This is a genomic window from Bacillus sp. RC252, assembly GCF_044909215.1.
GTDB lineage: Bacteria > Bacillota > Bacilli > Bacillales > Bacillaceae_G > Bacillus_A > Bacillus_A mycoides.
The window spans coordinates 16,324-28,133 of record NZ_JBIYDV010000005.1; the positions used below are offsets into that span (position 1 = coordinate 16,324).

The window sequence follows — 11,810 nt, forward strand, 5'->3', positions numbered from 1 at the left end:
CTATTGCTTTTCACACTTTATTAATTAGTAATTATCTGTAGCACCTTTTGCATCATTTAATACGATTGCAACACTAGCACTTGCTCCAACGCGAGAAGCTCCAGCCTCTACCATTTTGTCTGCATCTTCACGTGTACGAACGCCGCCAGATGCTTTCACGCCAACGTTTGGTCCAACTGTTTTACGCATTAATGCGATATCTTCTGCAGTTGCTCCGCCAGTTGAGAATCCAGTTGAAGTTTTTACGAAATCAGCGCCAGCTTTTACTGATAATTCACAAGCACGAACTTTTTCTTCATCTGTTAGAAGGCAAGTTTCAATGATTACTTTTACAAGAGCTTTTCCTTTTGCTGCTTGTACTACTTCATAAATGTCTTTTTCAACGAACTCATTGTCGCCATCTTTTAAAGCACCTACGTTGATTACCATATCAACTTCAGTTGCACCTTTTACGATAGCATCTTTTGTTTCGAATGCTTTTGTTTCAGTAGTGCTTGCTCCTAATGGGAAACCGATTACAGTACAAACGTCTACATCATGTCCAGCTAATTCTTCAGCAGCTAGCTTTACCCATGTAGGATTAATACAAACTGAAGCAAATTTGTATTGCTTTGCCTCTTCGATTACTTTCATAACATCTTCTTTTGTAGAATTTGGTTTTAAAATTGTATGGTCAATTAACTTTGCAATGTTCATTATCTTCACTCCTCATATCTTTTAACAACTTCATTCTAACTCTTAGTTGAACAAATGTAAATACACTTTTGAACTTTTGTTCATTCTTTTTTAGAAGGGAATTTCTAGTAATACATTGAAAGTAGTATAAGCTTGTAAATAAAGGATGTGAACCACTTGTTTAAGTCAAAATTCTTTATATTCACATTGCTAGTATGCACCTCACTATCCATATTTATTTTTTATAAAAGGGATGTTATTTTCCAAGAAGGAAACCCAGTTCCATTTGCTTTAGCTATGTCTAAGATGGTTATTCAAGATAAAGAAATGGTGGAAGTAGAACCGATAGATAATCAATACCCCTACTTAGTAAAGCGCGGAAAAATGGAACCTTTTATCGATATGATGGAGCAAGATGGCTGGAGTTTTGTAGATAGAGATATTATGGCTAACTCACTAATTTTTGAAAAAGGAGATCAATCAAAGAGCGTTCCTTACAAATACTTTACAAGGTACTACACATTGATTTATTCATACTAAAAATAAAAGGCTTTCTCAAAATTAATATTTTGAGAAAGCCTTTTATTTCTAACCTTTTTGATAATGTAACAATTCTTTCGCTGTATGCTGATCTATAATTAGTACATTTGCATACCCGCCACGTAACGCACCGTCAATTGCTTTTATTTTTCTATTACCACCTGCAACTAAAATAGAACGTTTCTTTAATTTAAGTTCCTCTAACTCAATTCCAATTGTACGCTTATTAATTTCTTCGCTACTAATATTTCCGTCTCCATCAAAGAAACGTGAACAAATGTCACCGACAGCTTGTTCTTTCAAAATGTTCGTTTCATCCTTATCTAAATATCCTAATCGGAATAATAACGCTTCATCACGCACTGTTCCAACAGTGAAAATTGCAATATTTGCTTGTTTCCCCATTTCAATAATGTGATGAATATGTCTATCTTGCTCCACTAATTCTTTTGTCACCGCATTATCAAATATAACTGGAAGAGGTAGATTTCTTGGCGTCGTTTGAAAAGCATCTGCAAATAACGCGATCGTTTCATTCGCATATGTATTTACACTTGAGTGACTAATGCCACCTTTTAACTGGACAACCTCTACACCTTTCACATGTTGCGGTACGATTTTTCTAGCGATTTCATACATCGTCATTCCCCAGCTTACACCAACGATATCACCAGTTTTCACTGTCTTTTCCATATACTCAGCTGCATATTTACTAATATACTCCGTAATCGTTGCATATTCTGGTACTGGAGAAAATACGACATGCGCTTCTAACAGGTTATACTTTTCTTTAAGTAAATTCCCAACGTTATCTAAGTCAGCAAATGGATCAGCTATACTAATTTGAACAAATCCTTTTTCTTTCGCATACTTCAATAATCTAGAAATCGTCGGTCTTGAAATATTTAATTTATTAGCAATTTCTTGCTGACTATAATCTGATTGATAATATAATCTTGCAACTTCAACGCTTAATTGTTGTTTATCCTTATCCATAGTAACTCATTACATATCCTTTCCTGTATTTCCTTTTCGTTACAAGCATTATACAGCTTTATGCAAAAAAATTCGACTCCCTTATTTATCAACCTAAACTTCTACTCCACTTAGGATTTACAATGAAACTTTTATTTTTTAGCTTCATACACTCGATACAAATGATCTTGAATCAGATAAAGTGAAACTTTAATCAGTGGGGGTTTTGTTCATCCCCCACTGATTATTAGCCCTCACCAATCGGGCTTTTACGGGCAGTCCGACTCCCACCTAACTCCCTCGTATTCGCCGAATTTTGAGGTGGGAGTCTTACTGCCCGCAAATAGCGGGATAAATCGATTCATATTTAATTCATTCTTTTTGTTCTTTCTGTAGTAACAATAACAAACATTAAATATCGTTTATGGAACTTCCTTAACGTACGGTAAAGCCAAGTTTTTTAATATAGAAATTCCTTAGCGTGCGAAATTCACGTTTTGATGGCGAGACCCCATCGCCATCAAGCTAAAATTTTATAGTACCCCCAGAACGAAATTTTGTGCTACTTGTAACAAAAAAGCACATTTTTTCGTTTTGGGGAGCAACCAAATTCTTAACTTGATGGTGATGGGATATTTACTTTTCTAAGCTTGATAGCGATGGACGATATCCCTATTACGTAATGATTGTTAGACGTCCAATTTGATTACACTCTTCAGCGAACCAAAGATCGCCATCCGGACAAAACGTGATACCATGTGGCTCTGCATTATTTGTAGGTATCGTATATTCCGTAATAACTCCTTCAACTGTAATACGGCTGATTTTGTTACCTCCCCATTCTGTGAACCAAAGATCTCTGTTCTTCCCAGGTATTATGGCATGAGGACGAGTGTTCGGCGTCGGTATAACAAATTCTTTGATCTCACCTTCGAACGTAATTCTACCAATTTTATTGCCTATGATTTGCACAAACCATATTGCTCCATCTGGGCCGCTCGCAATTCCAACTGGCCCGGAGTTGGGTGTTGGGATTGGATATTCTTTGACCTCACCTTTAGTGGTTATTCTCCCAATCCTATTGTTCTGATTCTGTGTAAACCATAATGCACCGTCTGATCCCAGAGTAATAAAAGAGGGAAATGATTTGGAGTTAGACAATTCAAACTCGGTGATTTCCCCTGACTTTGTTATTCTTCCGATCCTACCATTATTCATTTCTGTAAACCATATTGCTCCATCTGGTCCTTCCGTTATGCCAAAAGGTGCGGCGTTCGTTGTAGGGAGTACATATTCTTCAAAAAGACCGTTCATCGACATTTTACCGATCTTGCTTGAGTTATATTCCGTAAACCATAAGTCACCGGTCTGGTCCGAGATAATTGACATAGCTCCTGCATTTGCTGTCGGAATGGGAAAAGAATTTATTTCACCAGTAGCATTTATTCTACCAATTCGATTCCCTTTCTGTTCCGTAAACCACAATGCTCCGTCTTTTCCTACGGTTATTCCATATGGTCCTGAATCTATTTCATTGACCACATATTCTTGTATCGTGATCCTCATATCATTTCCTCCCATTGAAAATTTTGAGTCTTGTTTTTCGGTATAATTTAGTTTAAAAAAGGACATTCCTGATATTACAGTGGATGCCCTTTTTGCTAAATTATAAGATATTTTGTTAGAATTCAAAGTCTAGAATCATTTTACTGGTTTGACCTGTAAACTTATAATTATAGGACCCTTTCAGGCTTTCTAATTCACCAGTAGCTTTGATGATTGTTGCAGGAGAATCTAGATTTCCTTTATCAAATATCCCTTGCTCTATAGCTATAAATGTCCCTCGTTTTCCCTTATAAATTCCTTCGAAATGTAAAAATCCAGAAATTTTAGCAGTAGCCAAGTGACCATCATCTATAGTTGATTCTAAATAATATAATAAATATTCAACAAAAGCTTTTCCTTTTAATTCACCGTCAATATCATATTCGACATGGGCAATATTAATAGGGAAATCTTTTCTAGTGTCATTGACTGGCTTTTCATCCCATTTACTTACTGTAAATGTTACTTCCATACGCGTAAACCTCCCTTCATCATTAGATGAGTAATCTACCTCCAGTATATCACCTAAAAAGTACCATCAATAATTATATCTCATAGGAGTGTTTCTAAAGTAACGGATGCTGCTGGTAAGACCCTGTTAAGAGCAAAAGACGACTTATTTTTTGTTCTTCTTATATGACATTGAAAGTAAATTTTTATTTAACAGTTTACTTTCATTTTTATTAAAAAAGAACACGTAGAAATTACTACATGTTCTTTATGAGACGGTTCATTTTTAAATATTACGTATCTTCTAGATTTTTCTTATTATATAGTTGTGTCCTTCTATTTCTTTTCCCTCATTTCAACAGCAAAGTTCATGATCTCTTCCTCTGTTAATTTTTCTTCAGTGGTTAAGATCGGACGGATTACTCTATACGTTTCTTAATTATTTCAATTGTACTAGAAATTGTGAATTAAAAAAGAGAGCCGTAGCCCTCACTTTCAATTAATAGCAATTAAGGATGCTTCGAGGGTATTTAATAGTCTACATTTTAAGGAATGTAGGCTAAGTAATATAAGTTAATCTGTTATTAATTTTGAATAAATACCTAGATCAATAAACTTTTCATTAGATTTTTCACACTTTCTCATTGTCCCTTCGAATGTAAAGTTTAACTTTTGTAAGACTTTTATTGAATTGATGTTTTCAGATTCAACTTTTGCTTCTATTCTATTGAATTCTAAAGTACTAAACGCATAATCCATTAAAGAGAGAATGGCTTCTGGCGCATACCCCTTACCCCAAAAAGCTTTACTAATATCGTAACCAATTTCTGCTTTGGCGTTTTTGAAATCAAATGAATTATAACCACAAGAACCGATAATTTCATTTGATTCTAATTCAATTATTGAATAACGAATAGCTCTGTTTTCCCGAGATAACTTATCAAGCATTTCAATCATATCTACCGCTTGGCTTTCATCAGTAAAACTATTGATATTCATAAATTTTGTAACTTCTGGATCCGCCCAAATTGTAAACATGCTAGCTGAGTCTGATACTTTCATTTTTCTTAAAACTAATCTTTCGGTTTGTAGTTCTGTAATCAATATTTTTACCTCCATTATGTTTTTATTTTGGGGTCAAGATATTGATATCTGCGCATAGTTCAGTCCCTTCGTGTTTCAAGATAATATTATTATAAAAGCTATAAAGGATGAACCAATAAATTTCAAAAATTTGGTTATGTTACAGTTTATGATAACTGCGTAATAAAGAAAAATGAAACAATTGTATTGTGATTTTTAAACATCTTTAATTTTATTCTTATTTACCGTTCGTTGAGAGCAATTATTTTTTAGTTGCTGTATTTCCCATTGCAATAGAAATTCTATTCCAACAGTTGATTTGATTAATTACCAGAACAAGGTCAACGTATTGTTTCTCGTCATAGTGTTCACGTACTCGCTTATATAGGTCTTCAGGAACTCTTTTAGTGGGAATTAGAGTAATATGCTCAGATAGTTCAAGAGCAACTTTCTCTTCAGGTGTATAAAAATCACATTCATTCCAAGCATTCAAGCAATAAATTCGTTGTTCGGTTTCACCTATCTTACGGGCATCTGATGTATGCATATCCATGCAGAAAGCACAACCGTTAATTTGAGAGACTCTAATCTTTATAAGTTCTCTAGTAATTCGATTAATTGTAGATTTCTTAGTGTACTTCTCCATATCCATCATAATTTTCATGCCATCAGGTGCAACATCATAGTAGGAAATTCTTTGACTCATAAGGCAAGACCTCCTTTGATTTTAAGATACTTATAATTATACCTTCATACGAACATTCGTGCTATTTTTTTGTTTGTAAAGCATTCGAAATCAAAGAGAATTTCAGTTATAGACAGTGTAATTAGTTGTTTCATGGTACGTAAATATCGCAAATGAGTAACCGTATTTTCCAAACAAATATTTTCACTTTTTAATTACTTTATTATTACCGTCAGAATAAATTGAATAACTCTATTAATTTTTAAATGATTTTATTATAAATGAAACAATTTTATTATCACCAAACAACTACATAATTTTGATCAAACTTTATTCGAAAGCTACAGTGTTTTTATCTTCCTATAGTTATTTATGGGGATTTTGTTAATTTTTTCGTTTTGGAGAACAACTAATTTCTTAGCTTGATAAGCATGTGACGAGACCCCCTGCCCGTCAAGCTAAAGTTTTAATGTACCCCCAAAATAAAAATTTTCTTTCACTACAGTTAATTACTTTGAGAAGTCAGCGGATTTTTTCATTTTAGGGGGATTTTGTTTTGTTAGCTTGATAGTGATGGGATACAGCCAACATTTTGGAAGTTTTATATGCTAAGCGAATTTTAACCTAAAAAAGTCGAATTCCTGTACGTTAAGTGAAGTGGCATTTCATTCACATAATCCCTATTATCTGAAGTTAATAAAGTCTGTTACACTCTCTTCTTTAAAAACGTTTCCATAATATCCTTCTTGAATCTTTTATAATCAAGCTGAAAAGCTACATTATGCGTTTTATAGCCTGGATTAGTAGCAAAACGAAAGTCTGCAATACTTTGACCAAATCCTTCTCCTTGATCAGGAATTACTTTAATGGGTACTCTTGAAAGGCCAACAGCCTCTTGATTCAGCAAATACCACACTGTTACAAAATCATGCATAGGGCTTCCACTTATACCAGGATTAGACTTAGAGTAGAATTTATAATAATAGTCTAACATAGGTTTGATGATGAGTCCTGCAAGATCCTGTGTATTCCGATGAAATGCATCGATTTGCTGGACCATTTCGGGTGTAACAATCGCATGTTGAGTCACATTTAAAGGAATAATTGTCAAGTTCTTTGCATGCTGCAGAATTAAGTTTGCTGCATAAGGGTCTGAGTAAAAGTTAGCTTCAGCCACAGCAGTTACGTTACCTGGATAGAAAAAAGCTCCCCCCATGCAAATACATTCTCTTACGTTTCGCATTGTTTCTAAATTCAACACAAAAGTCGTAGCTAGCGAAGAAAGTCTTCCTAAATTGATAATTGTAAGATCTTCTAAATTTGATTCTATAATTTGATAAATATCATTTAAAGGATAAACTGGATATGAAATTTCAGGGGGAATGATAGGTCCTAATCCGACTTTTCCATGTACCTCAGGGAAATACTGAATCAATATACCTGTCAACGGTACAGAAGCACCAAGGAATACGGGTATCTCTTCTCTTCCCGCAATGTACTTCAAATAGTTAATATTTCTTATTGCATTTTCTCTGGATACATTTCCATAATCGGCTACAATTCCTACAAGTTGAATGTCTTTACGAAAAAAAGTGTACAGTATAGCAAACGCATCATCAATCCCCAAATCTGTAAACAGGAGAACCTTTTTTTTCATATCTCTTCCTCCAAAATCTATAGAATCCTACTTTCACTAATGATGTAGTGATCAGACTAAGCTTGTATGTATATATTTTATGTATTCTTAAAGAGTGGATTCTATTCACTTGAAATAGCTTTGCTCATCTAAATTTGATATTATGTTCAAGCGTAAGTTTCTGTTCTTAAGTTCATAGGCATGGTGTGCTATCCCATGCCCATCAACTTAAGAATTTTTTAACACCCCAAAACGAAAAAACAAGTTAAATTCTCATAGATAACTATCTTATAATTAATTATATAATTTATTTTGCAATATGATAATATAAAGATATTACACTTAAAAGAGGGGATTCAAATTGGTTAAAAACTTACCTTTACTAATAGTTATTTTAATACTAGATGTAAGTTCTTCTACATTAAGTACGAACGGATACTTTTCTCCAGTTATAGAATGGTCTTTAATGATTATAAGTATTATTTTAAACATTACTGCAGTTATAGGCTTATCACTACACGTCTTTGTATATCAACCTATGAAAAGATTTGAAAAAATTAAAATGAAATCTTCAAATAAAATAATTATATTTGAGGTAACACCACCTCGCCATCGAGTGTTGATTTAGAAAAAAGTTTAATTATAAATATTTTATGATATTCAATAAATTTAACTTATAAAAATATTTTTATTCTTATTCAACTATCCTGCCCCGTTAGTTTAAGTACATTTCTTCACAATTTTTACAGTGATAGTAACATAAATACCCAACAAAAAATCATCTCACCTCTAGAAATCTATAATGGTAGTTTTAGAATAAGTGAATAAGAGAAATAACCACCATTGATTATTTCTCTTTTCATATACATATTTATTTTTGGAAAAATAACCTAACTCCAAATACTAATAATACTGTGCCAGTAATACCCTCTATTGTACGGTTCACTTTTTCTTTTCTTAAAAAAGTTCTTAATTGACGTATTAGTGAGATATAAAGTAAATACCATATTGCTGTCAAAGTCGTAAATGTGAGTCCTAACAAAAGAAATTGGAAGAGATGACTTTGATTGCTCACAATAAATTGGGGTAGAAAACTTAGGAAAAACACAGCAGTTTTTGGGTTTAAGATTGCCGTGGTAAATCCTTGTCTAAAACTTTTAATCGTTCCAATATCCTTAGAGTTCATTTCCACTGAACCTGACATATCTTCTTTTTTAGACAAGGCACTTTTAATTGACTTTACAGCTAAGTAAATTAAGTAAAAAGCCCCAGCATATTTTATAAATGTAAATAACATAGAGAATTTCATTAGGATGGCAGAAAGTCCTAGTGTAGCCATTATTGTATGAATCATCATTCCAGATACCGTTCCTAAGACGGTCTTTATCCCACCATTTTTACCATGCGAGATAGTGTTTTTTGTAACTAAGGCAAAACCGGGACCAGGCATTATTATGATTAGGATTGCTGTGAGGATAAATAACAAATAATTTTCCATGTTCTAGTATTTCCTTTCCAATTTTTAGTTTTGCCTATAGTATAGCTTTTTTACTTAAAATATTAAATATAAAAAGCGTGATCAGGAGTTTATCGAGGTTATTAGTATCAATTTGACCAAACATTATCCTAAAGTTACATTGATAAAACAAACGGCAAACTTATGGGTAAAATTACAAGCTCGGCTCTCACAAAAAACGGGATAAAAAAATAAACAGCGGAACTAGTCCACTGTTTATTTCGTCACACCCTCATGTAATTTTTCTGTATAATCTTTTACATCCTTCCAGCTATCTTTCGCTGTATTTAAATCTTCTTTTATAAAGGTAAATTCTTCAGGGCTGATTCCTTTTACGTTTTGTAGTAAATTATTATATTTCGCACCTACCGTATACCACTGATTTGATATGTTTTGCAGTGCTGTAATTGCTGCATCAATTGTTTCTGTCATATTAGTCGTTTTATTTTTCACATCTGTCAAAATTGCCACTTCTGCTTGTGCTCCTGAAATTCTATTCTTTAAACTGGCTATTTCTCGTTCTGCATTTGCAATATCTTTTTTTGCGATCGCAATCATCGGTCCGCCCGCAAGACATGTTATTAGTGCTACGCAAAGTACGCCACCAGCAATGACCATGTCGTTACTCTTTTTAATCGAATCGTTATATGTATTTATTTGTTGCTCTAGAGCTGGAATACCAGCATTCGTACTCGCCAAAATCGAGGTTAATTGATTCGTATCCTCTTTAAAACTATTTGTGTCTTTCGCCATTCTATCGCGAAAAGCTTTCAAATTCCCTAATAGTACATCTACCTCATTTTGATTCTTTAAAATATCCGCATACAACTTTTCTAAATCCGCTTTTAATTTACCGCTATCCTTTTGATCAATCGCTGCTAACATGTCATTATAATACGCTTGAAAAGTATTATTGTAATTAATAATATTTTGATCCGTTTTCATAATTTGAGGCTTCATATTATTTAACCAATACGCCGCATTAATTTTTGCATCTCTTTGATGCTGAATCATATTTCCTTTAAACTCACTATTAATTGAACTTATTTTACTCAAATCAGTCTCTTGCTGATTTTGAATTAATTTTGCATATGAATCCATTGCGAATATGCTCGATGTCGTTTGCGCCATTACATCTTGGAATCCTGCTGGACCGAGAGAATAATTTTTTGCATTTTCTTGTAATGTTTTTACGTTTTGTTCCGCTGCAAAAGGATGTAAAGGAAGTGCATTACTCGTTGCCACCCCAGCAATCATGATCGTTAAAAGACATTTTTTATAAAATCTTTTCTGCATACTTTTCACCCATTCTCTTTATAAGGATATAAAAAAGCTCCTGCTCACAACTGAACAGGAGCTTCAACTCATTCATCAATACTTAACGCTCTAACGATTCGTATTCGATTATGCTTTTTTCGTATCTACTACTTTAATATCTTCAGCATAGATTTTTTCTGCATAGTCTTTAATGTTCTTCCAGCTATCTTTCGCAATGTTTAAATCTTCTTTAATGAAAACAAGGTCATTTGGACTAATTGAATCTACATTTTGAAGTAAAGAATTGTATTTTGATCCCATTGTGTACCATTGATTTGAAATGTTTTGCAACGCTGTAATTGCTGTATCAATTGTGTTTGTTAAATATTCAGTTTGTGTTTTAATGTTCGTTAGTCCTGCCACTTCTAATTGCGCAGTTGTAACTTGTCCTGTTATCTTTTGAATTTCTGCCTGTGCATTATCAAGCTCTTTCTTCGCTAAGACGATTCCTGCAGTACCACCACCTACTGCTGCTGTTCCACCTGCAATTAATGCGATTCCTAGCGGAGTTCCTGCTCCCGTAGCAATTACAACCGCACCACCGATAATTGCAATTGGGCCTAAAGCTGTCGCAACAGATGAACCGATAATAATTGCATTATATTTACTAATTGCTTCATTATACGTTGTAATTTGATTTTGCAGAAGCGGAATTCCAGCATCTTGACTAGCCAAGATAGATGTAATTTGATTTGCATCTCCCTTGAAATTTTGAGTATCCGACGTCATTTTATTTCGGAATTTCTTTAAGTCTTCTACTAACTTATCTACTTGCGCTTTATTTTCAGTAATACTACTTGATAATCTAGTTAGACCTTTCGTAAGAGTTGCTTTATCCTTTGCATCAACCGCAGCAACTAAAGTATCATAATAGTTTTGGAATTTCGTATTGTAATTAATGATATTTTGATTTGTTGAAATAAGCTGTGGCTTCAATACATCTAGCCATTGTTGTGCATTCCCTCTAGCTGTATCTTGATGCTGAATCACTTTACCTTTTAAAGATGTATCAACTGACGTTACGTTCCCAAAGTTAACATTACCTTGTTTAATAATTGTTAAAGCGTACAGATCCATTACTAAAGCGTTAGAACCTGTTCTTTCCATCGCATCTTTAAGGCCTTCTGGTCCTAATGAATATTCGTCATAATCATTATATGCTTTTGCTACAGCATGAACTGGAGCTTGTTTCACTGTACTTTCAGCAGCATACGTATGGGCTGGCATAATATTCCCTGCTGCAAATACTGCCATAAGTGCTGATAGAGCCATTACTTTATATGGTTTTTTTGTCATTTTTCTTCTCTCCCTATATCGCTAATTATTTT

At 33.7% G+C, this 11,810-nt stretch carries 12 protein-coding genes; 2 read left to right on the top strand and 10 right to left on the bottom strand.

All coding sequences use genetic code 11. From position 1 onward, the window contains the following. Positions 1–24 precede the first annotated feature (24 nt). Positions 25–696: a deoxyribose-phosphate aldolase gene (gene deoC, locus ABH960_RS08465; RefSeq protein WP_404444366.1), complete on the bottom strand. Its 672-nt coding sequence runs from the start codon at positions 694–696 to the stop codon at positions 25–27. 156 nt (positions 697–852) lie between these two features. Between deoC and ABH960_RS08470 the strand changes: the two genes are divergently transcribed. Continuing rightward, a complete protein-coding gene (locus ABH960_RS08470; RefSeq protein ID WP_002086260.1) occupies positions 853–1,215 on the top strand; it encodes a hypothetical protein in 363 nt (120 codons plus the stop codon). A 48-nt stretch (positions 1,216–1,263) separates the two neighbouring features. Here ABH960_RS08470 and ABH960_RS08475 read toward each other — a convergent pair whose 3' ends face one another. The 6 genes from ABH960_RS08475 to ABH960_RS08500 all read right to left on the bottom strand — a co-directional run bounded on the left by ABH960_RS08475 (position 1,264) and on the right by ABH960_RS08500 (position 7,670). After that, complete coding sequence (locus ABH960_RS08475; protein WP_000356572.1) at positions 1,264–2,211, bottom strand: DNA-binding transcriptional repressor DeoR; 948 nt, start codon at positions 2,209–2,211, stop codon at positions 1,264–1,266. Between the two features lie 654 nt (positions 2,212–2,865). Beyond that, positions 2,866–3,756, bottom strand: coding sequence for a Vgb family protein (locus tag ABH960_RS08480; RefSeq protein WP_404444369.1), 891 nt, complete (start codon positions 3,754–3,756; stop codon positions 2,866–2,868). Positions 3,757–3,871: 115 nt separating this feature from the next. Beyond that, entirely contained in the window at positions 3,872–4,267 is a 396-nt protein-coding gene (locus tag ABH960_RS08485) for a DUF3224 domain-containing protein (protein WP_002141295.1), read from the bottom strand. Positions 4,268–4,818: 551 nt separating this feature from the next. After that, the gene (locus tag ABH960_RS08490) at positions 4,819–5,349 is read right to left on the bottom strand and encodes a GNAT family N-acetyltransferase (RefSeq protein ID WP_404444373.1); all 531 of its coding nucleotides are present in this window, start codon (positions 5,347–5,349) and stop codon (positions 4,819–4,821) included. Positions 5,350–5,590: 241 nt separating this feature from the next. Beyond that, on the bottom strand, positions 5,591–6,034 hold the full coding sequence (locus ABH960_RS08495; RefSeq protein ID WP_404444376.1) for a carboxymuconolactone decarboxylase family protein: 444 nt from the start codon (positions 6,032–6,034) through the stop codon (positions 5,591–5,593). Positions 6,035–6,719: 685 nt separating this feature from the next. Then, a complete protein-coding gene (locus ABH960_RS08500) occupies positions 6,720–7,670 on the bottom strand; it encodes a nucleoside hydrolase (protein WP_002126827.1) in 951 nt (316 codons plus the stop codon). A gap of 340 nt (positions 7,671–8,010) precedes the next feature. Here ABH960_RS08500 and ABH960_RS08505 point away from each other — a divergent pair, with 340 nt between their 5' ends. Beyond that, on the top strand, positions 8,011–8,277 hold the full coding sequence (locus ABH960_RS08505; RefSeq protein WP_002126826.1) for a hypothetical protein: 267 nt from the start codon (positions 8,011–8,013) through the stop codon (positions 8,275–8,277). A gap of 243 nt (positions 8,278–8,520) precedes the next feature. Here the strand turns inward: ABH960_RS08505 and ABH960_RS08510 are convergent, their stop codons facing one another. The 3 genes from ABH960_RS08510 to nheB all read right to left on the bottom strand — a co-directional run bounded on the left by ABH960_RS08510 (position 8,521) and on the right by nheB (position 11,778). After that, positions 8,521–9,147 carry a LysE family translocator gene (locus tag ABH960_RS08510; protein ID WP_000432973.1) on the bottom strand — a complete coding sequence of 209 codons (627 nt, stop codon included), beginning with the start codon at positions 9,145–9,147 and terminating at the stop codon, positions 8,521–8,523. A gap of 234 nt (positions 9,148–9,381) precedes the next feature. After that, on the bottom strand, positions 9,382–10,461 hold the full coding sequence (gene nheC, locus ABH960_RS08515) for a non-hemolytic enterotoxin NHE subunit C (protein WP_113938129.1): 1,080 nt from the start codon (positions 10,459–10,461) through the stop codon (positions 9,382–9,384). Positions 10,462–10,569: 108 nt separating this feature from the next. Then, the gene (nheB, locus tag ABH960_RS08520) at positions 10,570–11,778 is read right to left on the bottom strand and encodes a non-hemolytic enterotoxin NHE subunit B (protein ID WP_002126822.1); all 1,209 of its coding nucleotides are present in this window, start codon (positions 11,776–11,778) and stop codon (positions 10,570–10,572) included. Positions 11,779–11,810: the final 32 nt, after the last annotated feature.

What these genes read in the sequence shown, in the direction of transcription:
- ABH960_RS08480 (WP_404444369.1), bottom strand. Translation starts at nt 3,756, where the DNA reads ATGAGGATCACGATACAAGAATATGTGGTCAATGAAATAGATTCAGGA.
- deoC (WP_404444366.1), bottom strand. Translation starts at nt 696, where the DNA reads ATGAACATTGCAAAGTTAATTGACCATACAATTTTAAAACCAAATTCT.
- nheC (WP_113938129.1), bottom strand. Translation starts at nt 10,461, where the DNA reads ATGCAGAAAAGATTTTATAAAAAATGTCTTTTAACGATCATGATTGCT.
- ABH960_RS08510 (WP_000432973.1), bottom strand. Translation starts at nt 9,147, where the DNA reads ATGGAAAATTATTTGTTATTTATCCTCACAGCAATCCTAATCATAATA.
- ABH960_RS08485 (WP_002141295.1), bottom strand. Translation starts at nt 4,267, where the DNA reads ATGGAAGTAACATTTACAGTAAGTAAATGGGATGAAAAGCCAGTCAAT.
- nheB (WP_002126822.1), bottom strand. Translation starts at nt 11,778, where the DNA reads ATGACAAAAAAACCATATAAAGTAATGGCTCTATCAGCACTTATGGCA.
- ABH960_RS08500 (WP_002126827.1), bottom strand. Translation starts at nt 7,670, where the DNA reads ATGAAAAAAAAGGTTCTCCTGTTTACAGATTTGGGGATTGATGATGCG.
- ABH960_RS08495 (WP_404444376.1), bottom strand. Translation starts at nt 6,034, where the DNA reads ATGAGTCAAAGAATTTCCTACTATGATGTTGCACCTGATGGCATGAAA.
- ABH960_RS08475 (WP_000356572.1), bottom strand. Translation starts at nt 2,211, where the DNA reads ATGGATAAGGATAAACAACAATTAAGCGTTGAAGTTGCAAGATTATAT.